We start from the raw sequence: 23,842 nt of genomic DNA, 5'->3' as shown, positions 1-23,842 counted from the left end.
ATATGAAAAGAAAAACAATTTTTAGTTTTGCCCTGCTATGCATATTCTGCATGAGTATAGCTAATTCGTGCAAACAAAGGGATGACTATCCCTCCTTTGATGATAAAGTCGTAGAAAATCCGATCACAGACACAATCCCCAATGATAAACAGATGGAGGCGGTCACCAAAACGATTATGGAACGGACCGACCTAATCAAAACGTTTCTGGTCGATTCATCCGTCAAAGTGACGGATGGACTTATACGCACCCATATTCGTTACCTGAATAAGCTCGATCAACGGGTGAGCCTTCAATTGCTAACAGTAGACCTTTCATCCAAAGTAGTGTTCCCTACAATTATGAGTGCATTTGACGATTATTTATATGTTAGTCAGCCAATTGGCGATATGGCAAAGTATAATGAACCGCGGGCCGGCGGGGAGATTCTATCGGCTATCAATGGCGCTTTATCTACGACCTACTCTTACATTAAAAATGGTCGGCAGATCAATATATCCACCAGTAATATAAAAACCAAAGAAAAGACCAGGCCTTTCTTTGCCATACGCAAAGATGGCTCGCCTTATATTGGCAATTGTGCCGATACCACCAAGTTTGCTTTTGAGCCTTATGATTTGAATCAATTTAGCGGACTGGTATCCGGTACCAACTGGCTTCGTTACCGGGGTTATAACGTTTTGACTACAGCAGCTATTGTTCAAGCGGTAACAGCCATTGGCCTGTCCGCAGACAATAAAACGATGTATGCCTTGGTTGTTGATGGTGGCGACACAAATTTTTCAGTTGGCATCAGTTTAAATGATGTTTCTGCTTTGATGGGTGCTTTAGGCAGTCATGATGCTTTTGTATTAAACAGTGGCACCACCAGTGTTATGGTCCAGAAGACGATCACCAATGACCAATTCAACCCCGTGGTCTGGAATACAGTATCTAAACCCCTAACGGCAGGCGGATCCGCAAGCATCAGTGGTATTGGATTTGTGAAGCGATAAATCGTTTTTAAAAAATCAGCTACTCTACATACAAGTTGGAGTAGCTGATTAAATCACTATAAATTTCAAAGCTACTTATTTACAGTTTCTCAATTTCTTCAGCTATACCCTTCGCCATGCCATCTGCTGAACGTTTAGCCATGCCTTGACCCGTCCTAAAATTATTTTTGAGCATGTACTAGACATAGATGAGCATTGACCTGCGCAAAAAATTCGCTTTAAGACAAAAGTTTACACCTTCTAAACGACTAAAAGCAGATAAAACCCCACTATATAATACATTCGAAGTAAAAAAACCAAATAAAACACCTACTTGCCACAAATAAGCAGACATTTGAACAAAAAAAACACAAAATATTAGTTGAAAATGCAAAATAAAAGACATAATGATTTAAAATATCTATAAAAAGTGCTTCCAATTTAAAAAATGAGCAAAAAAAAACAGATTAAATTTGAAAAAGAAACAAAAAATCCATATATTTACAACACCTTAATAGGTTTATAATTGGTTATTTAAAGGTTTTCATCTCCCCGATTGAAAACCTTTTTTTTTATTTTATATTTAACCATCAAAAAATATGTTCTTTGAACATTCTTTACAGAAAAATCCAATCAATCTCTAGCAAATCACCACAAATATGTCCAAGAATTTGATCCCCTTAACTTAAATTATCAGCATTAACAGATAAGACTATCCTCGAACAGCCTTTTGGTATGTTTTTTGAGCTCAAAGAGCCAATGACAGACAGGTGACTAAATTTATGTATTGAATTACTTAAATATACTATCTAAGAGGTAATCTCCGTTTATTAAGAAATTTAAAAGATGCGGAACATCAAGCTTTCCAAAAAAAATTAAACCAAAACATAGAGATAACAATGAGCAAGAAAAAAGACAATTCTAGATGGCTGAATGTGGCCATATCCTGGGGAGCGAGTATCGTCATCATCGGGGTACTATTTAAGATTCTACATATCGGTGGCACCACAGCCAACTATATGATCGGAATCGGTTTAGGTGTAGAAGCCTTCCTTTTCTTTTTAATGGGTTTCAATCCACCTGCACCAGAACCAGACTGGACCCGTGTTTATCCCGAATTGGACGACAATTTTAATGGCGAGCTTCCACAAAGAGGAAAAACGGTTGTTGCCCAACCGGCAGGACCATCGGCAACTGCAGCTTTAGATAAAATGTTCGCCGATGCCAACATTGAACCGGCAAGCATTGAAAATCTAGGTCGTGGCCTACGTGATTTCAGTGAAAAGGTATCAGCTATCAATAAACTGTCTGATGTTTCATTAGCAACCGAGGAATTTACAAATAAACTCAGAACAGCAACTTCCAAATTTGACAACCTGAGTCTCGCTTTTGAAAAAGCTTCGCAAAACCTAGTCGCCATGTCGAACACCTCAGGTGATACATCCAACTACCACGAACAGGTAAAAAGTCTGACGACCAATCTAAGTCAATTAAATGCGATGTATGAACGTGAGTTACGCGATTCGGCCTCACATTTACAATCCATGAACAAGTTTTATGAGAACCTAAGCTTTACCATGCAGAACTTCAACGAATCGCTGGATGATTCCAAAGCATTTAAAGATGAAGTGGGCAAGCTTGCGAAAAACCTCAATGCCTTGAATGCCATCTATGGCAACATGTTGAGCGCGATGAATCAACCGCGTGTGTAATTAATTCGTGTATTACTTAAATCAAAAACAATGGCATTAGGAAGAGAAACTCCAAGACAAAGGATGATTGGCATCCTCTATCTGGTCTTGCTCGCCTTATTGGCGCTCAATGTACCGGATTCCATCTTGGATGCATTCAAAAATATCAACAACAGTCTCGAAACATCCAAGTCGAATGTCAGCACGGCCGTTCAGCAGCTGTTCGCCGCATTCGAAAATACCAAATTAAAGGAAGAGCCCGCACGTGCCAAGCCCATTTATGAGAAGGCTAAAAAAGCACAGGCTATTATTGGGGAACTCAATCAATACATCGCTTCCTTAAAAGAAGAGTTTGTTAAACAAGGCGGTGGCTATGATGAAGAAAAGGGCGATCTTGCTCAACGTGAAAACGAAGACATTTCACCGAATCTGATGATCAATGAGAAAAAAGGAACCGTCCTAAAAGACAAAATCAATTCAACACGTACCAAACTGTTGGCCCTACTGACACCTGAAGAACAAAAGATGGTTTCGTTCTCCCTGGAGGCGAAAGATCCCAAAAAATCTGTAAACGGTAAAAAATCCTGGGAAGAAATTAATTTCGGCAGTGGTACACCTTTGACCGCAGCAATGACGATTTTGACCAAAATACAGACCGACGCACAAAACGCAGAGTCTGATGTGGTTAAGCTTATTTTAGGTAAAATGGATCAAGCCGTCGTGAACCTGGATAAATTTGCAGCAGTTGCTGTCGCTCCGACTTCTTACTTGGTACAAGGTCAACCTTACAAAGCCGAGGTATTTCTGACGGCATCCGATTCCAAATCTGAACCGTCCATTTCGGTCAATGGATCATCGCTTCAGGTGATGGACGGAAAAGGTGTTTATTCCGTCAACACGAGCCGTGAAGGTATCTACACCTGGACTGGGGTAATTAAAGTCAAACAGACAGACGGATCGTATAAAGAATACCGTACACCTGTACAGACCTATCAAGTCGCTCGTCCTTCGGCAGTGGTATCACCAGACAAAATGAATGTACTGTATATAGGTGTAAACAACCCCATTTCGGTATCAGCTCCGGGTACATCTACCGATAAAATCCGTGTCAGCATGAGTGGCGGTAGTATTTCCAGTGCAGGGGGTGGTAAGTATAATGTGAAAGTAAGTTCTCCGGGTACGGCACATATCTCTGTTTCGGCTGAGGTAGCGCCAGGAAAAACACAAACCTTGAGTTCGACAGAATTCCGTGTGAAACGCATTCCTGATCCTATTGCCAAGTTTGCTGGCAAAACAGGTGGATCAATGGCTACCGTAGCATTGAAAGCGCAAAATGCTCTTTTTGCAAAACTGGATAATTTTGACTTTGATGCAACCTTTAGGGTCACCAAATTTACGATGATCATTGCCAAGCCCCGTGCAGATGCCATTGTATTATCGACTTCTGGGGGCCAGTTAAGCTCAAGCATGTCTTCGGCACTTAATGGCATTGTACCGGGCACACGTGTTATCTTCGACAATATCGTTGCTGTAGGTCCTGATGGAACCTCAAGACAGCTCAATGCAGTTGCATTGACGGCCAATTAATATAACCGACCTACATCTGCTACATTATAAGCAACTGCTCCTCCTTAGAAACTGGCAGTTGCTAAGAAACATAAGCCCTGCTCTTTCTGGAGCAGGGCTTTTTATTCAGATAAAATGCGATATAATTCAAGGTTTAGGTAATACACGTTACGGCTCACCGCACGTTTTTCGAGTATCCCCATCTCGGAGAGCTGATCAAGATATTTACGCGCCGTATTTTCGGCATAGGCCCCCTGATCCGTTAGGTGTTTAACGCGATGAAACCGGAAAAAATAGGCGAACTACGGTACCTTTGTTTAGTTCGCTCGACAAATGAATCGTCCCACCGATATGTTCCATGAGATGTTTGACCAACGCCAGTCCGATTCCTGTTCCAGCAACCTTGGCCGTATTACTCGCCCGTTCATTCGTAAGAAAAACCTTCTGCAACTCATCTCCGGGAATTCCAATGCCATTATCCTCGATATAATATACTACCCCCTTGTCAGCTTGTTCACTGTAAATATGCAATAAAGCCTCTCCTGATTTTTTTGCATATTTTACGGCATTACCAATGAGTTTGATAAAAACCTGATAAACGATTCCACCATCCGTATACAAAGGAAATAGATCTCCTAATATGAATTCCATGTGTTTATCGGGATATACCAGTTTAATTTCATCAATACAATTGCCTATTTTTTTATCCATTGCCACACACGCAACTTCTTTCTCGGCACGGCGTATCTTGCCAAGCTGCAACGTCTGATTTATAATACTTTCTATATTTTGAATAGATGCCGCAAAGGTTTCAAACCATTTTTTACTTACCTTAACGGAAACACCCACATTTTTACTCAGAAAACTATTCCCAATTTTCAAAACAGACAATGGATTTTTCAGATCATGTGCCAATGTGCTGGCGAGCACGTCCAATTCGCGGCTAAACATAAGCTGCTCTTGCTTTTCTTTCACATTTTTGTAAGCAAGATGCCGGTCCGTTACATCACTTGCAGTATGCATAATAGCATAGGTTTTCCCATCCTCGTCAAGCAATGGTCTATATTCAAAATTAAAATATCGCAGTATTTTCGTGCCATCATGAACAATATAAGCGGGTGTATCCTCAGCCTGATAGACAATTCCTGTTTCCCATACATTTTTTAAAATGGATGAAAAACCTTCTTCCTTAAAATTTGGAAAGCATGCACAAAAACTACGCCCCAGGATGGAGCGATCCACACAACAGATATCCAGCATCCCTTGGCTAACAAAAGCAATATTTAGCTCCTTGCTATCATAAATTGCGATCGCACTAGGGCACTGCTCCAAAACAGACAACAGAAAATTAGCTGCAATTTTCATATACGCTAATATAATTATTTTATTTTTACAGCTGATAAAATAGTACCAAAATCCTTGCTCCATTTCGAGGAGCTGTTTTAGTGATTAAAACTAGTCGTTGAGATTACTTATCCAGTTATTAGCCACCCCATAATCTGTAGGATTTTCCGTAGATTCAATAGAGAGCGTCCCCCCTTTTCTGAGCTCATCGTGTGTTATCCATAAACGCCCTAAATCCTTACCATTGAGCAGGATGGATTTAATATAACGCTTTTTGTCACTCGCATTCGGCACCTCAATGACCAGCGGATTTGAACCATTACCTAGAATAATCCGTTCAAAAAAAGGTACGCTAACATAGAAAATAGGCTCACCGATCAAGGGTTGTTGCAATCCGATGGCCGAAAGTACCCACCAGCTGGACATCGCGCCGGCATCGTCGTCCATCGTCCGCACAAAAGCCTTGGGCTCATTTTTATAAATCCGATCGATATGTGCTCCGATGCCTCGGCTATTGTCGTTGAAATAATATTGAATAGTGGTATCCAAAGCGATGCGATGTATCCATTCTTGATAACGCCAAGGCGACTTGCTCGCATTATACAAAGTCAGTGATTGCATGTCCGGTTCATTCGCCCGGTTGAAATAATAGCCGTCATAAAATTCATTTAGTTCCCGCAGAAAGTCTTCCTCGCCACCTGCGAGCTGCTTTAATCCAGCGACATCGAAGGGTACATTCCATCGATATTGCCTGATTGTGCCCTGATACATATCACGCGCAGACATACGATCTACATCCCGTTTTGTCAGATCTTTAAAATCTTTATTCCAAATAGTTCGATATGACTTTGCCCGTCCCAGGTAGGTCTTGCGCTCCTGCGGAAAAAGTTTGGCCATTGCCCACATATCATAACATGCTTCAAGGTATTTGTCCGGTTTCTTAAAATCAAAGCGGGCGGTATCACCTACCAAGGAGTCTCTAATACCAGCAAGATCAACCTCATATCCCTTTCTGACCGCATCCAGCAGGATCACTGCGGCATGCTCTGTCCGGACTGAATTGGCAGGTTCATGCGGGCCAGCAAAATCATATTTCCCATAACGATAAAGGTCGGCTATAGACGTGATGATGCCTTGATACATATGGGGATCTAGCAATTCCAGAAGTGGTAATTGTGTTTTGTAATTGTCCCAGATGGCCCAGCCGTGGTAACGTTTCTCTTTTGAACGATGCATTTTTCCGTCTGTTCCCCAAAAATCGCCCTGCGAGTTGCTGATACTATAGGGAGATTGCAAACTGCGATATAGTAAGGAATAAAAAAGATCTACTTTATCCGGATCGCCCTTTACTTTGAGCCCTGAAAGGGAATTTTTCCAGCGATCAGCCGCGCGTTTTTTTATGGTCTCAAAATCCAGCTTAGCGTATGCTGAGATCGCCATTTTTGCATCATTTTTACTCACAGCCGAAAAAGCGATATTAATATCTGCGACTAAAGTTTCCTCTTTTAGATCCACCCATATCTTATTTCCTTCTTTTCGCCATCCCCTGGCTTTAGGAATCTCCAGCGCATAATAAATAGTATAGACACCAACATGGCAGGTCGTTTTCGCACGCATTTTACCTAAAAGGAGATTACCCGCTTGAATAAATTCATTGTCAACAAAAGCTCCATTGAAAGCATGTTCCAAATCAATAAAAAAACCTTTTCTCCCCGCGGGAAAGCTATAGTGTTCCCGGCCAAAATCATTATCAACAGCGACTTCAACTTGTATGCCTTCTGCTGTATTTACCGTATAATAACCCGGGCTCGCCTGCTCAATGACTTTATTCAAAGGTTTTGTATCATTTTCTATAAATGGTTTAATCAGGATCAATCCTCCACTACCCATACAGCCCACCCCCTCCAGGCGATTGTGGGTAAACCCCTTAATTTCTTTGGCCAGATACTCGTATCCTGTATGCGTTGTAGGATTAGTATAAGGTACGATACTCAATTGGTGAAAAGGAGAGGACGCTGCCGGCGAAAGCTGGCCATGGTCGCCGGAAGATCCTAAGAAGACATTCACGCGTTCGGTTTGCGCTCCAGCAGCAGCTGAGTAACAGAGGAGCAAAGAAAGCAGCAGCTTTTTCATTTAAAGTCTATTAATTTTTTAATTCTGCTTTCAAGCAGCATAATCCGATTAAACAAATCCCGATTTAATTACTAAAGCACTTTGAAACCAGTTCTTTATGTCGCACTTTTGAGACTAGCTCACGGGATAGATAAACATATGCAAGCAAAAATACGATCTTTCTTATTCTTTTTTAGTGTACGGCTAATGAATTTCCAATTTAATAGTGCAGCTGCACAATCCCTGCAGTTGGACACCTCATCTCAAAAGGAGTACCGCTTCAGCATCAAGAAAGTAGCTGGTACGACTTTACTTACGGCTTCCCTAGGATTTTATTGGATCATCAGCCGAATGAAAGTTTAATTGGATTTACGATGATCATTGCCAAGCCTTGTAATGCTTCCCGATAATTTAAAATTTCCTTGGTAGCTCCCTGTACCTGTGGTTGCTGAGACTCACTGAATGCTTAATATAATTCATCGTCTGTCGTAAAGATATTTTCTATCGCACTCGACGCCTTATCCTCTTGCAAACTGATGGAATTGATTAATATACCCTGGTTCGGTATCACAATGCTTCGCCCCTGTAGACAGCCTATTGTCGCTTTGGCATTTCCCAGTTGCTCATAAATTTATTTTATAAAAACAGTTCGCCTTAAAAACACACGTTTTTTAAGGCGAACTTCAATTTGAGCCTCAAATCTATGAACCTACTTTCTCCGCCGCCACCAGATCCAATAGCCTAGCACAGCTAGCATAACGACCCCTATAGCAAAGATCTCAGTTGATACGACTTTATTTTCCCGTTTCACGCGCGTGTCCGCAGTGCTTGACTCCTTTCTATTGGTCTGCTGACGCTGCCAATTCTCTTCGGCACGTTTTATGTTCGACTGGTGAATAAAAATTTTCCCGCCCTTGGCCCATAATCCACTATCTGGGAGAAACCAGAATGGACTATCCGTACTAAAATACCAATAGGAAGACAAACTATCCTGCTGCTTCTGATGAAATTGCAAATTCTGCTGCTCATATTGACTATGGATCTTAGTGGATTTCTCTTCCAGCTGTTTTTTCCTCCGGAAAACGCTACAGCTGATGACTACCGCAGTACTGATAATAAAAAGGAAAAACAGGAGGTTTCCAACGACCGAAATTAGATATTTATTCATGACCGTGCCCTCCTCAATCGATCCAATTTGCAATCGCATAAATGGTTTTTAAGGGTCTCCGCCGCGATTCTACCCGGTCATGACTATTGCCTTCTACCGAAATCAACATGTGACCCTGTATAACTTTAACTAGGCCTACATGATGTATCCGTTTCAATTGGCTGCTATAGATCGCAAATAGATCAGCCTGCTTGACATATCCCTTATCGATTTGGCTTTGTGGGCGACGACGTGCTTTCGGAAAGAGCGCAGGACTCCATGCACTGCGCGGTATTGAAAGACCAGCCTGACCATAACACCAGCTGGCAAATGCGGCACACCATTCATAACCTTCATCTAGGCCTACATAGGCCAGGTACTTCGAGATCTCTGGCCCCTTATTATCGCCTCCGGTCTCCCTTACCCCAATTTCATTTGCTGCAATTTCATAGATCTGCTGCCTAAGCAGATCGGTATTAGGTGCAGTCCTATAAGCATTGCTATACGTTTTCTCTAAAACAGCATTTCCAGTAAGAGCAGAAATGTAAAGAGCAATAGAAAGAAAACCGAGAAATAAAGAATGGATTGTTGCCATGAGTTCAATTGATTAAAATGGTAATAAATATCCTGTCTATAATATTTAAAGGGTCTCCATAGGTATTCCAGCAACCAGATGCAGCAACATATAAAGACCAGTCCGGCCATTAGCCCAAAATAAAGCAGGGACAGTACCCCCAGATCAAGCGCAGCTGATGCCGGGTCGAAAAATTGTAATATACTCCCAACAAATAGGAAAATAATTACCAGTAATATACTTGCCATACCAAGCAGATACTTGGGCTCAATCGGCAGTTTTTGTGTTAGACCATACCATGGTCCTTTCATTTCTACACTGTTCATAGTGATATAATTTAATGATATAAAATAGTTATACCTTACCTACATATTGACTGCGCGAATAGCGGTTTCGATTCCGGTCGCGCACCAAGATAAAGACATCGAGGCCGACATTTTGCATGTAATCCGGTAGTTCGAGCACTAATCCTGAGTCCGAGCGCGTTACCAGCGTCTCATTACGGATAGCAACTCCTGCTATCGGATCATAAACCACTAGTAGCACCTCGTCATCGTGGTTTAAGGCTGTAATCTCACCACCGTCAAAACTCAGCCGCAAGGCATTATTTTCCAGTCTAATATTTTCGACGCTTACATCCTGCACGGGGCCATCGGATAGCAGGATTAGAGCCGGATCAACATACAACTGGGGGTACTCACCCCTGATAGCATATTTTACAGCATGCGCCATCGCCAGATTGCGTGCAGACAGCTGCTTTGCTTTTTCCCGCTGTACACGCTGCGCAAACCCATCCTTAATAATCGATGCCAATGGAAGCAGATATTGGCTCGCCAGGTAAAACTTCTGCTGCGTCAGCAGCATGCCTATTGTCTTATTTTGTTTTCTTTTTTTCATCTGAAACTGTACTAATGATAACGTTCAAATTTCCTTTCTAAAATCTGCCAGGGGCAAATGATCCCCTGGCAATTGATCCAGCTTATGCGAGCATTATTTCACCGAGATAACTGCTTCTACTGATTTTGGTCTTTGTCCGATCGGACATAAAATACCAGATATGCACAGCATCACCCAGCAGATGCTCAGGTACCCCAAATGTGACCTCTCCATCTTGCCTTTTCGCCACGGTCGGCGAAGTCATGAATTCATCTTTCACCGGATGATAACAGATTAAATAAAATAGATCGTCACCCTTTGTTTCGTAGACATCGTTATTAGCCGTCGACCAGACCACTGTTAGGGCATCTGCATCGAACCCCGCTTCTACTGTTCCACCACCACCGTAGATTCCATCGGCAATTCTGATCTTGCTATAATCCAAATTAAGTGCAGGATAAACACCCTGAATAGCCAGTTCCTGATTCAGCTGAAAAGCATAGTTAAGTGGCGTGATACGGTCTGCCTTCTTCTGGCCAAAACCGATTTTTAGAAAATTATTGATTGGCAGCAGAAAGCGCATCAGTGTCTTAAATCTTGCCTGTACGATCAGCTGCGCTTCCGTATAAGGTTTGTTGCTCTTTTTAGCGAGTCCTCTGATGTAGTTGATGCTCTTCCAGCTGGCACCGATCACTGAGCCGGCCTTACCACTAAAGCCCCCGTTTGCTCCGTTTACTATTGTTCCCATTTTTAAAAATTTTAAGGATTAAAAAATAAATCGCCAAGATTTTTATACCGGTATTTTTGCTTGACAGAACAAACATAAGGCATTCATAAACAGAAAAATACAGGACAGAAGCGATTGTCCGACGCTTGTCCGAAGGTTACCTACTAATTGTCCGACGACCGCCAATAGCCATCGCCAACGCCGCTGCACAGACCATTGACAGGGCTGCTTATGACCTGCGTCTGAGGTTAACCTATCAGCTACCGACGAAGCCCCTAGTTCCGACCTAGTTTAGTAGGTAAACACTAGGTCTAAACTAGGTGCAGACTAGGGATATCATCGAACAAAGCCTATGGAAGGAGTGAATAAAGGCATAAGCAGGTGCGAGGCGCTAGCCATTTAAGTAACGTTTGAGCCGGAGCACGTCATCAAGCTTAAAATACTTTTTGCCCCCTTTATCGCGCTGGTACACCTGAATAAGGCCTAAGTTTTGATACCGCAGCAACGTACGGTCTGATACGCCTACGGTGTCTTTGACAAATGCTGTATCACGAAGTTCGACAGTGGTATCCGCTGTCTGAAAGCTATCCTGTATTGCTCTTTTTAATACTTGTATTTCTGTAAAGAGAATATGTAAAGCCTGCAAGAGATGCGCATCTGTCTTACGGCCGATATTGTTAAACGAATCTTTTCTCATATTTTTAATTGTTTATAATGACAAATACGCTTAGCCACCAAGGATATTGGAGTTAATGAAGCTAAAGAAGTCTGCATACAGTTTCTTATCACCTACAGGAAGTGTTTTTTTCGTCCCTTCAGTCATCAAGACACCGCCGACTCCATAGCTGTAAAAAAAATTGATATTAATTACAATACTCTGATGGCATTGCTTAAACCACTTAACCGGCAGTCCCGCCAGTACTTCCCGCATGGTACTGCTGCAGCTCAGTGTTTTACCCCCGATCATGTGAAATTTAACCTGTCCATTGGTACTTTCCACATAAACAAGTTCTTTCATACGAACCTCCGTACGCTGATAACGCACCGGCCCTTTGATCATAAAATAATACGTATAATTTTCCAGTGAATCGTGATCAGCGAGTGGGATCAATTTAGCGAGCGCTTCATCCACCCGGCGCAGTGCGGCATAGAAACGGCTCTTAGACACCTCTTTAAGCAACACATCAACGACACCGAGATCATATCCCGGATCTTCATATTGGCGGTGGGCTGTATAAAGAATCGTTTTTAAATTTGAGCTGGGCAATGTTCTTAAAAAATCGAAAGCGTTAATCCTTCCAAGCTCCACGTCGAGGATCATAAAGTCCACTTTGTTGGCACGCAGAAAAATCCGGGCTTCCTGCGGATCACTAAATGTTTTGGCAATCTGCACATAGCCAATCTCTTCGACCATCTCAAGCAGATGGTCTATATGTGCCTTTTGGTCATCAATGATGATTCCTATCCATATTCTATTCATATTTTCCGTCATTTTTTATTCCTTTAATTAGTTGTAGCGCTGCACGCATAACGTTAGTTCATAATGATCATCGTCCTGATTTTCTTCCATCGAAAAGTCAGTTCCAAAGAGATATTCCATGCGTATTCGTACATTTCGAAGTCCCACATCGTGACTTGGTAGGATTTGAGGACCGCTTCGTTTTCTATTCTGAACCGTAATCCGATAACCGGCATGGACGACATGGACGTCGATTCGGGCCGGGTGATCTTTATCCCACAAATCCGCATGCTTAAATAAGTTACCAGCAAGCGTCTGCATTACTGTTGGTGCAATACTAAATCGCATCAGGTTACCCGAGCAAGAAAGTTTTATGTAAAAAGGATTTGGTTCGACTTTCTCCTGTATCGACAAGTACTGCTTCAGTGCTGTCACTTCATCCGCTAATAAAATATGGGTTGCCCCCTCCACATGATGGGCCTCCATATAGAATTTCATTAAGCGATAAAGTTCCGAAAGCTGTTTACCCAATTCAATATCATATGGGTCTACCTTATTTTTTAAATGGCTAAAGATATTCGCCATCATATGCGGATGCACCTGTGCAGATAAGGTCGTATATTGAAAAGATTTCATACTTGATTCTGCAGCGAGACGTGCGTTTACAGCTTCAAGCTTATCACTTGATTCACGAAGCTTACTCTTATAGTAATAATAGCCCACCGCCATCACCGTATAATTACTATGCATGACGAGAAAGGTCTGAATATACTTCGCCCAACTAAAAGCGTGTTTAGTGATGACATACCTATTATTTATAATTTCCAGTCCAAATCTTCCGTACAATTCATAGTACACAATCAGGGCGGAGAGTAAATAAAAGCCTATCATCAACACTATAGTTCCCAGAATATGCCCCCGATCGTAAACATACTTCAAGATCAGATACACCGCATAGAAGATAGTCGCACAATAAAACACGGTGATGAAGGAAGCTCCCAGATTCAGTCTGGAATTGCCTAGTGCATTTACAGCAAAAAAATAAAAACTATATCCCATCCAGAAACAGCAGTGCAACAACCACTTTCTTTTAAAGAACCTATTCATATTATTGGTTTATAATTGATAACCTAAAGATAATTATAACATCATGTTTAAACAAATATTCCCCTATTTTCTTATAAAATCGTTACAGGAAGGGGATAACTCAGGTAATTAAACTTATCGAGCAACAGCTGTTTATCTTGCATGCTAAATGAAATTATGCGATTATTTGCCGACCAGGTTGCTACATCCGAGCTCGGTGACATGGTTTTGTGCAGGTAGAGCCAGGCTTCCCAAGCCTCCGGATATTCCAACAGGACCTCTTCAAAATCCCGATAGATGATGCGGCTAAAATAGTCCGCAAACTGCCTGGCGCTCGGAAACCAGTTTGAATACCAATGACTCAATGCACAAATAACAATGGGCTCATTTTCTGCTGCTATTTTGGCAATTAAAACTGTTATATTTTTTTGAAGCAAAAAAGCCATATGTAGAATCCCATGCTTTATCTTAATGCTGCCATTTAGAAAAGGAATTTCGCTTAATTTTTGCGCCTGTAAATCTTTTGCGGCACTTACCCCGCCATCGAGGTAGCAGAATATGTGAAAGCCAAGATCCATCTGCTGTCTTAACTTAAAGAAAAGATAAGGATCCTCGGCGTCTAGAAATACAACTTGTTTTTGCCAACGATCACCGAGCAAAGCTGCGTAATGCTGTGACTGCTGCAATATAACCTCTTTAGCCACAGGTATACAAAGTTTATAACCGCGCTGAAGCAGAAAGGCAGGAACAGCCCGATAGTAGCCAAAATGAAAGCTCAGGATAACTTGTGGTCGCTCTGGCGGCGAGAGCCAAAAGATGTTGTCCGCGAACAGAAATTTAGTGGCGTCCGTTTGCGCCTGCCGCCTTGAGAAATTGATCGCGGCACGGTGTAGATTTTGCTGGATATCGAGCTGATGGATACCCAAAAGATGCTGCACATTGGCCGAGAAAAAAACAAAGTTCCGCCAGTCCTTTTCTGTATAAGCCTGCATAGCGGCTCTCCAAGTAAATTGCATATAAAAATACGTTAGGGTTAATATTGGGAATATGCTATGCCCAAGGATAAGGCACAGCATACTCAGTTATTATATTATGCTTTTAAGGGAAAACGATATTGCATTTCCCTCCATCTTCCTCTTCATCAATACCTAACATCAGGTCAGTGATGTTCAGAGGATGTGGATTGTATAGACCAAATTGGGCCAAAAGTGTTGTTATTTCCACGTTGTTTCTCGTAAAAGATAAAACCATAGGCTGTTCTCGCAACAGCATTACGGCTTCAGGCACTGAAGACTGTGGATCGATCGGGAGTAAAATTTCAACTAATAATTGGATAGCCAAAGGACATCGCCTTCATCTACCATTTGGTCCCTAAACTTTCCATTTTGTAGATAATTTGGGTGGCAAAAGAGGTTTTTCTAGAGGCAAAAGGCTTTATAGGGGTAGTTTCGTCAATGATTTTCAATCGTCGTAATTTTGTTAGTGTAATATATATTACTGACAGTAAGCCATGTAAACAAAAAAACCTTATTATGTCAATTAAGCATAACCCCAAGGCGGGATTCAAACTATTATTTGATTTTTGGGGGAAATATCACACAATAGATCATTTTCACTATCAGTGGGCAAAAGACAACCTCAAAGTCAAGATCGTCAAACGAGGCGAGCAACTCAGTCCAGCTGACCGTCATTCGGAGATGACCTATTTTGTCGCGAAAGGCCTCCTGGCTCGGGTTGAAGAGAACACTGAAACCGGCAAGCGCAGGATTATGAGCCTAGCTATTCCAAACATGGCTTTGATGACGACCAATCATCTCTATACACATCATCTACACAGCGGGCATGTAGTGGCACTCCGTTCGGGAATTATTATTGCGATCCCGCACTCCGTACTACGGCAGTTTCAGGAACAGGAAAAATCCATCGATACATTGATTGACGTATTAGGCAATAAAAAGAAAAGACAGCTGGTGTTGCTAAGGCAGGCCACCTTGGGCTACTCGCCTTTTGAGCGCTATCTTAACTTTACCCGGCTGTTGCCCGAAATTAAAGCTGCGACCACTCAAATTGAGCAAGCAGATCTGCTCGGCATCTCCCGTCACACGGTGCAGCAGGCCCAGTATTTTCTGCTCACGGGCAAATATGCTCAAAAATAGCCCCTATGGTACAGGCCTATATCAGACTTATTTTTCATGCAACTTTGTATTAGAGGCAGCGAAATTGCTGGCTTTAATAAAAACATTTTATAAACTAAACTTTAAGCTTATGCTTACAAAAAGAAACAGCTGGCTACGCGCCGGCGCATTAACCGTATTAGGATTGGGTCTCGCTTACGGAGCCCAAAGTTTCACCGACAAGGAAGAAGTGAAAGTAGAGCGGAAAGCGGATTTTGTTGAATGGAAGTACGAAGGTACATCCAACAATGTATCACAGGCTCTTGATGCCGACAACTATTCTCCAGCCGGATCGACTTCCTGTGGGGGTACCCCACAGACAATCTGTCGTATTTCAGCGCCAGAAGACCTCTCAAATCCCGGGCACCCGGATATGAATGCAGCCGTGGGATCGTCAACAGTAGGAGCAGATATTCAGAACTCAGTATCGAATCCAACACCTACGATTAACAATACCGTGAAAAGTCTACGTTCATTTTAGGCTACTTCCTGCCCAGATTAACAAGGGGATACTCCAGTGGAGTTCCCCTTGTCTGCTAACGTATATTTTGCTCCATACCAGTCAGCCTGATCACTTCATCAGGTATTAGGTAGTAATAACGGCTATCATTTGGCGGCAGTTCTGCGATGACATTTCCAGCGTCGTTCCTTCTTTGCAGAACAATTTCCCGTCCCTGCTCGCGATTCAAACGTTTTATATCGCTCCACCTCAGCCCACGAAAAATCAATTCCTTACGCCGCTCGTTTAAGATTGCACCAATAGCCGCCTCCTTATCAGAAAATGTAATTGGACTATAGCTTCCTAACCTCCATTTATAGGTTAACAAGTTATTTAGTCGCTCCGCTGCTTTATTCAGATTTCCTTTTCGTGCAGCACATTCTGCTGAGATCAGCAACACTTCGTCCGTTGTCAGTCCAAAGAATAAAGTTGAAAATGTACCGGGATAATTCCCTTTCAAGCCAATGTGTCCATTTCCTTTGTCATAGAAATAAGCACTTTTACGAAGATCATTATCGGCATATTGTTTATACAGTTCGCGATTTACATTAGCACTGTTCTGTAAAAGCAGATTTCCTGTTACGCCATAAACCGCATAAATTATTTCATCATGGTTGATCGGAAAGGGACTCATGCTTATCAGATTAAGAGTATTCAGATCAGTTACTTTACGATAAAGTTTTAGCGCTTCATCAGCATATTTTTCAGCCAGCTCATATTGATTGAACGACAGATAAATGCGGGACAAAAGTGTATAAGCTGCAGCTTTTGTCGGTTTAACCTTTGATAGAGCGGTTTCAGGGAGAAGATCTAGCGCTTCGTTGAGATCCTTTAATATGGCGGTAACATTTTCAGCAACCGTACCACGTTGTGAGACTACACTGTAATCTGAGGTGAGGCGAATTGGTATTCCCGGTTTTGCATCGGCCCCCAACTGACCGATTTCTGTGTATACCTGTGCTTCACAGTAATGAACAAGTGCCCTAGTAAACAGCGCTTCGCCCCGCATTGTCTTCTTCTCTGATTCTGCACCCGTTTTTATTCGATCGAGCGCCTCTAAGGCTACATTTACCGTCATCACTGCCCGATAGCCATTGTACCAATCTCCTGATAGATCAATAGCAGGATAGTTCTTCCTCCATAGGTACATTCCCTGATCGGTTTCATTCATATTTCTAAGCGTATTATCATCAAGGTAATAGTCGTCGGTGCCATTTTCCAATAACGAAGAGGCGAACACATTCAGATTAGAGACATCATTTAGCAAACCCCTGATATCCTCCATTGTTTCGGGTACTGCAATTGATGCGTCCGGTTTTAGATCAAGATATTTTTTACAGGACACTAACGTGAAGAAGGTGCAGCCTAAAATTAATAAAATACAGTTTTTCATTATTTAATATTTTACGTTGATATTTAAACCATAAGTACGTATAGCGGGAATACCATAACTATCCGGATCAAGCCTATATTTGTTTTTCCTCCAGATAATCCCCACATTGTTTACATAGCCATTCACAGCTATTGCTATCGGTTTATGTGCTGTCTTGGCAGCAAACGAATAACCCAGGCGAATATCCGAGATCCTTATATGGTCACCTTTTAGCACATTCATCGACGAATTGGCATAAAAATCATCCCTACTGGCATTAGCAGGATAAACCATTGAGGGCACCGAAGTTCTGGTCTCGTCGCCAGGCTGCTGCCATCTATCTGCAAAGTCTGCATTTCCTTTCCATGATTTGAAGAGCGCAGCGTAATTGATTGTCTCCTTTTGGAAGAAGTAACCAAATTTATACACTAGATTGAATGAAGCTTGAAATCCCTTCCATTGGATACTGGGCCTCAAGCTTCCCTGATACGTTGGCAGGCCTCTACCATGATAGTTCAGGTTCTGTACAGAGTCATACAGCATGCCCGAATAATCCTTACTGACTTCACCACGATACCAGCCAAGGGGATCTCCCGTATTGGGATCAAGCCCTTTAAATGGATATGAAAAGACAGGGTAGAGTCCTCTTCCCTCAAATGGCATTAATGCCCTTCCACCAGCAGAAGCATAAAACAATGCATTGGATACCGTACCCGTATATTTTGTCACCTTATCTGCGCTGTAAGCAAACAACGCCTCTACCCCTACCTTCAACGATTTATTCAATGCCTGTCGATAGCTGATATTGAGATCGAATCCCCTTCCCTTTAATTCTCCAACATTACGTCGCATATTATAGAGCCCCAATGTCGGGTCAATTTTCTCTGTCGACAATAGATCAGTAGACTTTTTGAGGTAATAGTCAAAACTCCCCGACAATCTACCATTTAGAAAAGCAAAATCTACGGCAAAATTATTCATCCGTACATCCTCCCATTTTAGGTTGGGATTTGGTAGCTCTCCAACGCTGGCCTTTCGCTCTGTCTCCAGGTCATTTCTAGGATTGTCATAATAGATGATCGGCAGTGTAGTTGATACCCCACCTAAGTTACCCGAATGCCCGACCGTGGTTCTAAATTTCAACAGGTCTATCCAGTTCAGTTTATCCATAAACTTCTCATTTGTCACGACCCAAGCGAGACCTGCAGACCAGAGCGGGTTCCACCTATCATTGGTTTTTACGCCAAATAAATTCGATGCATCGCGGCGAGCAGAAAAATTGGCGATATACCTATTTTTATAGGTCACCGCAGCATTTCCAAATAAGGATACAAAGCGATTGCTGGTCCGTCCGTATCCATTATAAAATGGGATACGTGAATTTCCAGAAAGATTACTATAGATGGGATAAGTGTTAATGGGATCAACGTTGATGCTGGTCATTGTATTTTCATCGTAGCCATAGGCTGTATTCAATCTGGTATGTGTACTTGCATGACTAATTTCTGCACCGGCAAATAGGTTAAACTTCCAATCCTCCTGTAAGCTGAAATCCGAGCTCGCCTGAAACCGTGCTTTGTGTGACAGCATCCTGCTGGTATTATTCTGCATAATATCCCCCAATGGTACAATCCGTTTAACGACCCCGTTTTCCATCTGACTGAACCGATTAATTAGATCACGCGTGTAAAAAGAATTCACACCATTTCGCTTTTCCGTGTCGACAGACTGGTTCTCATAATTGTACAGACCACTAAGACTCAAAAACGGAAACGGTTTATAGGTCAAGGTTGCATTTAGTGAAATATCCTTTGTATTACTATTTGACTGACTTTCCTTATAATCTTCCAGGGGCTTATACGTCCAGTCGAGCAACTGCGTTTCAGGGATATTCTGTACAAAAGAGAGGTTATAGTTGTACGGAATTGCCAGCGAGCTTCCATCATCACTTTTCAATTGTGCATACGGATACAGCGCAGCCTTACCTCCTAACGGATTGATGGGGAAAGAAGGAAAAGTAGGACTTGAAGTCGACTTTTGGTTGGACCAAGCCATGCCTACCTGCACCTGTAGCTGATCCGAAAAATCGTATCTATTAGAAGTCTGCAATGTCAGACGCTGGTTATTACTCGCCAGCGGTTGCTCGCCATTGCTATCATACCCAAGGGCAATACGATTCGTAAATTTATCCCTCGCCAGATCATTAGATAGATGGTACTGCTGCCGTATCGGATTGCGGTATAGGTTGTCCATTAGCTCCCTCCTATAATCGTGGTTTCTGAACGAGTTGATCTGCCGGTCTGCCTCTTCCATGGAGATCAGACCCTTGGACTGTTGATAGAGCAGCTGTACCACCGGCGAGAATACAAGAAGTCTGCTATTGACACTATTCAATGACGCCTTGTAAAAGCCTTTGTCAAACAACATACGCTCGACATCGATAAAATCCGTTGAAGAAATATTCCGCAGGTAAAACAGATCCTGTTTTTCGCCGAAAGTCAGATTGTGGGTCAACTCCATTTTGTTGTACCCTTTGCTATTCTTTTTCAGATTAATCACAATTACGCCATTTCCTGCACGCGCCCCCCAGATAGAAGCAGCCGAAGCATCTTTTAATAAGGTTACGGACTCCACATCATTGGGATTGATATTGGCGATATCTCCCGAATAAGGAAAATTATCAACAACAATCAGGGGCTGCATCAGGTTGTCCGATAACGTATTAATACCACGAATATTAATGACCGATTTACCCGTGCGATTATCAAACTGCAGCCCAGGAGCCAAATATTCCAATTTCTGCAGAATATTGTTGGATATCCGTGTGGTCAATTTTGTACTGTCGATCTGTGAGAAGCTTGCAGTTGATCGCTCTTTAGCGAAAGACTGATACCCTGTGTTAACTTCCACAACATCCAATACCTGTTCTTTTTGTTTTAGGACCACCTCGAGCTTATCGGCATAATCATTCCATAATAAGCGCTTCGTTTCAAAGCCCAGCATCGATATCACAACTTCCAAGGGTTTAGGTACATTGGGTATCACAAAGGCTCCATTTTGATCAGTCTTAAAACTCTGCGTTGTTTTCGCCAATCGAATATTAACATTGGCAATGGGTTTACCATGTTGGTCCATCACCTTACCACTATATCTACCCTGGGCAGATACTGTTAGGCTATAGCAAAGTATAACCAGCAGACTAATTAGGCATCTCATATTGCAGACTATAATCGATAAAGGCCTTAACTTTTTGTTCGTCTACAAACTCTGCGCTTGTGATAGCTGATATCCGGCCGATTGGTGTAATCCAGACATAATAGGGCACGCCCCTATGGGGAAACAAGGCATTCAAATACCGATCGCCAAACACTGTCGGCAGTATATTATCACGGAGAAAATCATTTCGCATACGATGAATCTGATCATTATCTTCGCTGTTGACTAGTAACACATTTAAATCGCGCTGAAACTTCGATTGCAAAACATGGAGTTTTGGGAATTTGGAGATGCAGGAGGCACATGAGGTACTCCAAAAATCAAGGATCAATGGCTTGCCTCTGAACTGCCCCATGGATACTACGGCGGTATTACCGTTACTATAAACTTTCAACTGCTGATTCCAGAAATCTTCGGGGACATAATAATCTACTCCAATTGGAGTTATAGGAGGAAGCCCATTGGCCCCGCTGTCCTTGCGGGGCGTTTGGGCAGATAAACTAAACATAGAAACCAAACACAGCAGCATCGCTCGTGCTCGTTTGCTTTTAAAAGCCTTGTATAAATTATATAGTATTGTTTTCATCATCTTAAGGTTTTAGGTTGGTTAATGGATTGAAAAAAATCGTTGATTTTTTTGGTCAGTCTGATTTCCTCCAGATTCGCTTCCAGAGCTGACAGTCTAATTTGGCCCGTATCTAAATGGCGGCTATGCGTCAGGAAATAGGCTATTAGCGCGCGCAAAATATCCGACAAAAACAACGTTTGCTGTAGAGCTTCTAATTTGCTTTCGGTAGCTTCGCCGAGGGTTTTGCATTTGAGATCCAATGCATAGAGGTTTTCGCGTATCGTGACTAGCGAATAATGATCCCAAAAGTTTTCGATACATTTCAATGGATCGTAACTGTCTTCATGGATCTCGTAGAAAGGCCTGTCAAGATGCAGGAGATCTTCATAAATCGCTTTCATGTGTTTAGTTTTTAGCTGTGACCATAGCGAATAGATCTCCCAGTCCGACCGAAATCAGCTTTTTTGTGGGAACCTGAAAGGGTTCAGGTCACAGCGGTTAAAAAATAAGAAATAGGTTATCAGGCGCGGTGCAGGACAGTTACACGTAATTTGATAGAGACGATACCGCGTCCGTTGGCAAAATAAAAAACCGACCTTTTTTATAGAATTTCTATAATAGTATTTTTCTCAAATCTTTGCTTTTGAAATCGGAAACCCTTACTTTTAAAGTGCGAAGATAAAAGAGATGAGGGCTGTTCAATTTTAGAGCGTGGATCTAAAAAAATAGGCCGGCAAAATCAACAATTGGTATGCTATAAATAGCCCATTACGGCTTTTATATCCATTCGATACCCAGGGGCTATCGGCCATTGTTAATTTTAAGCTTTTAAGGAGCTATTCTGGTGGGCAGTATTTGTTCTTGATGAGCAGTGATACTGCAAGCTGACGAAGCTGATTCTTAATCTGCCGTCGTTCTGTAAATGTTCTTAGCTCTTTTGATCTCATAATCTTACAATTTGGTTAACAAAAAGAGTCTCAAAGGGGAAGTAAGACGCAAGCATCTATAAATATAAAAGAGGCAAGCCCCACTATCTTCCACTAAATACGAGGTACGACGAATACCCATGACACAGTTTCCAATAGGGGAGCTTGCCCCTTCCTTTTGCGAAAATACAAAAAGCATAGGGGGTTCGCAAACCCTACGTCTCGCGTCATTGAAATTTCGTCGTTTTCGTATTCGAGACTAAATCAGATCAACTGATTATAAGACAAATATAAATATAAAAATCAATATTAGTCCCATTTGAGACTTTTTATTTTAAAAAACAAATAAAAATGACTGAATATCAATCAAATAAACTCGAAGAATTCTCCAAATATATTTTATCCATACTTAAGAAAAAGATTAAAAATAAATCTGAATTAAAAAATAAATCTAAAGAAATATCAAATCTTCTTAGTGAAAGCTCTCCCAAACTAGACGGCAGAATCTTTCATAAGACCTTGATTTTTTTAGGAGAAGATATTGATACTTTCTGTAATAATTATTTTAGAAAACATGAGGGCCATATTTTAGCAAGTCTAAAAAAGAATGAAAACTTATTTCACGATTTGATCAATCCTTATATAAATAGCCAGAATCAAATTAGTGATAGCTCTAAAATTATTGCGAAGAGATTTAATAGACTTTTCTCAGGAGAACTTAATGAACTATATGCGGATGAAATATATGGACTTTCTAAAGCTCTAGCGTGTAAACCAAGTCAACTCTTCGACTACTTCTATCGCGATGGCGAGCGACCAATAATTGGGTTAAGCTAAGCCAGCTCAAAAAAATGGAGAAGCAGACATAAAAAAATATTTTTATTTTTCCAATTCCAAAAAATTATTTCTATATTAGATCAGGCGGTTGAAATATACCAACATCTAGCTAAGCGCCTTAATTTATTAGGGCACTTTATTACTAAAAAGCGTCAACCCCGTCTACATAAAAACAGATTTTTTTCATAATATATTTAGTTTATAAAAGGTACTCCTCTCTCATCACTCGATGAATGGGGAGTTTTTTGTTAGAGCTACTCCATCCTGAAAATGAAAAAGCCATTCCCTTTCGGAAATGGCTCACAATAAATATCTATAAACTTTAAAAGTATTTGATTACAGTTTTTCGATTTCTTCGATAGAAAGCCCGGTACCTTTAGCAATATCAGCAATAGGTAAACCCATTTTCTTAAACTCCAATGCAATGGCAGTAGCTTCTTCCCGCTTTCCTTCAATCTTGCCTTTCTGAATTCCTTTTTGAATTCCTTTTTTTTCAGCTTTATCTAATAAATATTCTTGAGTGCCCATAGTATCGCTCCTTCCTATTTTTATTTCTATTTCTTTTTCAAACTTAGATAAATTGCCTACAAAAAGCAATTTATCGATCTCTCCTCTGCCATTAAGGACTAATATATTGAGGAAATATACCCAAAACTTCCTCATTATCAAAACTTACGTAGTAAGTTAGGAACCG

General features: G+C 41.5%; 24 protein-coding genes and 1 pseudogene. 7 read left to right on the top strand and 18 right to left on the bottom strand.

Features of this window, described 5'->3' with window-relative positions; genetic code table 11:
* The first annotated feature begins 2 nt into the window (after positions 1–2).
* The 3 genes from A9970_RS16685 (at position 3) to gldM (ending at position 4,252) form a co-directional block, all read left to right on the top strand.
* A complete protein-coding gene (locus A9970_RS16685) occupies positions 3–995 on the top strand; it encodes a phosphodiester glycosidase family protein (protein ID WP_182983111.1) in 993 nt (330 codons plus the stop codon).
* 878 nt (positions 996–1,873) lie between these two features.
* The gene (gldL, locus tag A9970_RS16680) at positions 1,874–2,686 is read left to right on the top strand and encodes a gliding motility protein GldL (RefSeq protein ID WP_046673819.1); all 813 of its coding nucleotides are present in this window, start codon (positions 1,874–1,876) and stop codon (positions 2,684–2,686) included.
* 30 nt (positions 2,687–2,716) lie between these two features.
* Complete coding sequence (gldM, locus tag A9970_RS16675; protein WP_182983110.1) at positions 2,717–4,252, top strand: gliding motility protein GldM; 1,536 nt, start codon at positions 2,717–2,719, stop codon at positions 4,250–4,252.
* A 101-nt stretch (positions 4,253–4,353) separates the two neighbouring features.
* On the opposite strand, the pseudogene A9970_RS29060 reads toward gldM, so the two are convergent.
* The 3 genes and pseudogenes from A9970_RS29060 to A9970_RS16665 all read right to left on the bottom strand — a co-directional run.
* Positions 4,354–4,455: pseudogene (locus tag A9970_RS29060) on the bottom strand (hypothetical protein); the annotation flags it as partial.
* A 46-nt stretch (positions 4,456–4,501) separates the two neighbouring features.
* Positions 4,502–5,596, bottom strand: coding sequence for a PAS domain-containing sensor histidine kinase (locus tag A9970_RS16670; RefSeq protein WP_182983109.1), 1,095 nt, complete (start codon positions 5,594–5,596; stop codon positions 4,502–4,504).
* A gap of 90 nt (positions 5,597–5,686) precedes the next feature.
* Entirely contained in the window at positions 5,687–7,708 is a 2,022-nt protein-coding gene (locus A9970_RS16665) for a glycoside hydrolase domain-containing protein (RefSeq protein ID WP_182983108.1), read from the bottom strand.
* 186 nt (positions 7,709–7,894) lie between these two features.
* Here A9970_RS16665 and A9970_RS16660 point away from each other — a divergent pair, with 186 nt between their 5' ends.
* The gene (locus A9970_RS16660; RefSeq protein ID WP_182983107.1) at positions 7,895–8,050 is read left to right on the top strand and encodes a hypothetical protein; all 156 of its coding nucleotides are present in this window, start codon (positions 7,895–7,897) and stop codon (positions 8,048–8,050) included.
* Between the two features lie 103 nt (positions 8,051–8,153).
* On the opposite strand, the gene A9970_RS28725 is transcribed toward A9970_RS16660, so the two are convergent.
* The 10 genes from A9970_RS28725 to A9970_RS16610 all read right to left on the bottom strand — a co-directional run bounded on the left by A9970_RS28725 (position 8,154) and on the right by A9970_RS16610 (position 14,572).
* A complete protein-coding gene (locus A9970_RS28725) occupies positions 8,154–8,306 on the bottom strand; it encodes a Fic/DOC family N-terminal domain-containing protein (RefSeq protein ID WP_259655421.1) in 153 nt (50 codons plus the stop codon).
* Between the two features lie 90 nt (positions 8,307–8,396).
* The gene (locus A9970_RS16650; RefSeq protein WP_182983106.1) at positions 8,397–8,894 is read right to left on the bottom strand and encodes a hypothetical protein; all 498 of its coding nucleotides are present in this window, start codon (positions 8,892–8,894) and stop codon (positions 8,397–8,399) included.
* On the bottom strand, positions 8,869–9,429 hold the full coding sequence (locus A9970_RS16645) for a CHAP domain-containing protein (RefSeq protein WP_182983105.1): 561 nt from the start codon (positions 9,427–9,429) through the stop codon (positions 8,869–8,871). The genes A9970_RS16650 and A9970_RS16645 overlap by 26 nt, the downstream gene beginning before the upstream one ends.
* A complete protein-coding gene (locus tag A9970_RS16640) occupies positions 9,348–9,734 on the bottom strand; it encodes a hypothetical protein (RefSeq protein ID WP_182983104.1) in 387 nt (128 codons plus the stop codon). The genes A9970_RS16645 and A9970_RS16640 overlap by 82 nt, the downstream gene beginning before the upstream one ends.
* 28 nt (positions 9,735–9,762) lie before the next feature.
* The gene (locus A9970_RS16635; RefSeq protein WP_182983103.1) at positions 9,763–10,305 is read right to left on the bottom strand and encodes a DUF6266 family protein; all 543 of its coding nucleotides are present in this window, start codon (positions 10,303–10,305) and stop codon (positions 9,763–9,765) included.
* A gap of 82 nt (positions 10,306–10,387) precedes the next feature.
* Positions 10,388–11,032, bottom strand: coding sequence for a DUF6266 family protein (locus A9970_RS16630; RefSeq protein ID WP_182983102.1), 645 nt, complete (start codon positions 11,030–11,032; stop codon positions 10,388–10,390).
* A gap of 370 nt (positions 11,033–11,402) precedes the next feature.
* A complete protein-coding gene (locus A9970_RS16625) occupies positions 11,403–11,708 on the bottom strand; it encodes a hypothetical protein (RefSeq protein ID WP_182983101.1) in 306 nt (101 codons plus the stop codon).
* 30 nt (positions 11,709–11,738) lie between these two features.
* A complete protein-coding gene (locus A9970_RS16620) occupies positions 11,739–12,491 on the bottom strand; it encodes a LytTR family DNA-binding domain-containing protein (protein ID WP_182983100.1) in 753 nt (250 codons plus the stop codon).
* A 27-nt stretch (positions 12,492–12,518) separates the two neighbouring features.
* Positions 12,519–13,577, bottom strand: a complete 1,059-nt coding sequence (locus A9970_RS16615; RefSeq protein ID WP_182983099.1) for a histidine kinase — start codon at positions 13,575–13,577, stop codon at positions 12,519–12,521.
* A 71-nt stretch (positions 13,578–13,648) separates the two neighbouring features.
* Positions 13,649–14,572 (bottom strand): hypothetical protein, encoded by a 924-nt coding sequence (locus tag A9970_RS16610; protein WP_182983098.1) that lies wholly within the window; start codon positions 14,570–14,572, stop codon positions 13,649–13,651.
* A gap of 516 nt (positions 14,573–15,088) precedes the next feature.
* Here A9970_RS16610 and A9970_RS16605 point away from each other — a divergent pair.
* Both A9970_RS16605 and A9970_RS16600 read left to right on the top strand, forming a co-directional pair.
* Complete coding sequence (locus A9970_RS16605) at positions 15,089–15,712, top strand: hypothetical protein (protein WP_182983097.1); 624 nt, start codon at positions 15,089–15,091, stop codon at positions 15,710–15,712.
* Positions 15,713–15,821: 109 nt separating this feature from the next.
* Positions 15,822–16,211, top strand: coding sequence for a hypothetical protein (locus A9970_RS16600; RefSeq protein ID WP_182983096.1), 390 nt, complete (start codon positions 15,822–15,824; stop codon positions 16,209–16,211).
* 55 nt (positions 16,212–16,266) lie between these two features.
* Here the strand turns inward: A9970_RS16600 and A9970_RS16595 are convergent, their stop codons facing one another.
* The 4 genes from A9970_RS16595 to A9970_RS16580 are packed head-to-tail and all read right to left on the bottom strand — an operon-like array spanning position 16,267 to position 21,786.
* Positions 16,267–17,622: a RagB/SusD family nutrient uptake outer membrane protein gene (locus tag A9970_RS16595; RefSeq protein WP_182983095.1), complete on the bottom strand. Its 1,356-nt coding sequence runs from the start codon at positions 17,620–17,622 to the stop codon at positions 16,267–16,269.
* Positions 17,623–17,625: 3 nt separating this feature from the next.
* Complete coding sequence (locus tag A9970_RS16590; protein ID WP_182983094.1) at positions 17,626–20,817, bottom strand: SusC/RagA family TonB-linked outer membrane protein; 3,192 nt, start codon at positions 20,815–20,817, stop codon at positions 17,626–17,628.
* Positions 20,801–21,406: a TlpA disulfide reductase family protein gene (locus A9970_RS16585; protein ID WP_182983093.1), complete on the bottom strand. Its 606-nt coding sequence runs from the start codon at positions 21,404–21,406 to the stop codon at positions 20,801–20,803. Before A9970_RS16585 ends, A9970_RS16590 begins: the two co-directional genes overlap by 17 nt.
* The gene (locus tag A9970_RS16580) at positions 21,403–21,786 is read right to left on the bottom strand and encodes a hypothetical protein (RefSeq protein ID WP_182983092.1); all 384 of its coding nucleotides are present in this window, start codon (positions 21,784–21,786) and stop codon (positions 21,403–21,405) included. Before A9970_RS16580 ends, A9970_RS16585 begins: the two co-directional genes overlap by 4 nt.
* Positions 21,787–22,662: 876 nt before the next feature.
* Here A9970_RS16580 and A9970_RS16575 point away from each other — a divergent pair.
* Positions 22,663–23,148, top strand: a complete 486-nt coding sequence (locus A9970_RS16575; RefSeq protein WP_182983091.1) for a hypothetical protein — start codon at positions 22,663–22,665, stop codon at positions 23,146–23,148.
* A 336-nt stretch (positions 23,149–23,484) separates the two neighbouring features.
* On the opposite strand, the gene A9970_RS16570 is transcribed toward A9970_RS16575, so the two are convergent.
* Positions 23,485–23,811, bottom strand: coding sequence for a hypothetical protein (locus A9970_RS16570; RefSeq protein WP_182983090.1), 327 nt, complete (start codon positions 23,809–23,811; stop codon positions 23,485–23,487).
* Positions 23,812–23,842 lie beyond the last annotated feature (31 nt).

This window comes from Sphingobacterium sp. UME9, from assembly GCF_014170215.1.
GTDB classification, from domain to species: domain Bacteria; phylum Bacteroidota; class Bacteroidia; order Sphingobacteriales; family Sphingobacteriaceae; genus Sphingobacterium; species Sphingobacterium paramultivorum.
Note: the sequence above shows the minus strand (reverse complement) of the source record. Positions and strands in the feature narration are given on the sequence as shown.

What these genes read in the sequence shown, in the direction of transcription:
- gldL (WP_046673819.1), top strand. Translation starts at nt 1,874, where the DNA reads ATGAGCAAGAAAAAAGACAATTCTAGATGGCTGAATGTGGCCATATCC.
- A9970_RS16685 (WP_182983111.1), top strand. Translation starts at nt 3, where the DNA reads ATGAAAAGAAAAACAATTTTTAGTTTTGCCCTGCTATGCATATTCTGC.
- A9970_RS16585 (WP_182983093.1), bottom strand. Translation starts at nt 21,406, where the DNA reads ATGATGAAAACAATACTATATAATTTATACAAGGCTTTTAAAAGCAAA.
- gldM (WP_182983110.1), top strand. Translation starts at nt 2,717, where the DNA reads ATGGCATTAGGAAGAGAAACTCCAAGACAAAGGATGATTGGCATCCTC.
- A9970_RS16605 (WP_182983097.1), top strand. Translation starts at nt 15,089, where the DNA reads ATGTCAATTAAGCATAACCCCAAGGCGGGATTCAAACTATTATTTGAT.
- A9970_RS16665 (WP_182983108.1), bottom strand. Translation starts at nt 7,708, where the DNA reads ATGAAAAAGCTGCTGCTTTCTTTGCTCCTCTGTTACTCAGCTGCTGCT.
- A9970_RS16615 (WP_182983099.1), bottom strand. Translation starts at nt 13,577, where the DNA reads ATGAATAGGTTCTTTAAAAGAAAGTGGTTGTTGCACTGCTGTTTCTGG.
- A9970_RS16630 (WP_182983102.1), bottom strand. Translation starts at nt 11,032, where the DNA reads ATGGGAACAATAGTAAACGGAGCAAACGGGGGCTTTAGTGGTAAGGCC.
- A9970_RS16570 (WP_182983090.1), bottom strand. Translation starts at nt 23,811, where the DNA reads ATGAGGAAGTTTTGGGTATATTTCCTCAATATATTAGTCCTTAATGGC.
- A9970_RS16580 (WP_182983092.1), bottom strand. Translation starts at nt 21,786, where the DNA reads ATGAAAGCGATTTATGAAGATCTCCTGCATCTTGACAGGCCTTTCTAC.
- A9970_RS16625 (WP_182983101.1), bottom strand. Translation starts at nt 11,708, where the DNA reads ATGAGAAAAGATTCGTTTAACAATATCGGCCGTAAGACAGATGCGCAT.
- A9970_RS16590 (WP_182983094.1), bottom strand. Translation starts at nt 20,817, where the DNA reads ATGAGATGCCTAATTAGTCTGCTGGTTATACTTTGCTATAGCCTAACA.
- A9970_RS16640 (WP_182983104.1), bottom strand. Translation starts at nt 9,734, where the DNA reads ATGAACAGTGTAGAAATGAAAGGACCATGGTATGGTCTAACACAAAAA.
- A9970_RS16660 (WP_182983107.1), top strand. Translation starts at nt 7,895, where the DNA reads ATGAATTTCCAATTTAATAGTGCAGCTGCACAATCCCTGCAGTTGGAC.
- A9970_RS16575 (WP_182983091.1), top strand. Translation starts at nt 22,663, where the DNA reads ATGACTGAATATCAATCAAATAAACTCGAAGAATTCTCCAAATATATT.
- A9970_RS16635 (WP_182983103.1), bottom strand. Translation starts at nt 10,305, where the DNA reads ATGAAAAAAAGAAAACAAAATAAGACAATAGGCATGCTGCTGACGCAG.
- A9970_RS16620 (WP_182983100.1), bottom strand. Translation starts at nt 12,491, where the DNA reads ATGAATAGAATATGGATAGGAATCATCATTGATGACCAAAAGGCACAT.
- A9970_RS16645 (WP_182983105.1), bottom strand. Translation starts at nt 9,429, where the DNA reads ATGGCAACAATCCATTCTTTATTTCTCGGTTTTCTTTCTATTGCTCTT.
- A9970_RS16595 (WP_182983095.1), bottom strand. Translation starts at nt 17,622, where the DNA reads ATGAAAAACTGTATTTTATTAATTTTAGGCTGCACCTTCTTCACGTTA.
- A9970_RS16650 (WP_182983106.1), bottom strand. Translation starts at nt 8,894, where the DNA reads ATGCGATTGCAAATTGGATCGATTGAGGAGGGCACGGTCATGAATAAA.
- A9970_RS16600 (WP_182983096.1), top strand. Translation starts at nt 15,822, where the DNA reads ATGCTTACAAAAAGAAACAGCTGGCTACGCGCCGGCGCATTAACCGTA.
- A9970_RS16610 (WP_182983098.1), bottom strand. Translation starts at nt 14,572, where the DNA reads ATGCAATTTACTTGGAGAGCCGCTATGCAGGCTTATACAGAAAAGGAC.
- A9970_RS16670 (WP_182983109.1), bottom strand. Translation starts at nt 5,596, where the DNA reads ATGAAAATTGCAGCTAATTTTCTGTTGTCTGTTTTGGAGCAGTGCCCT.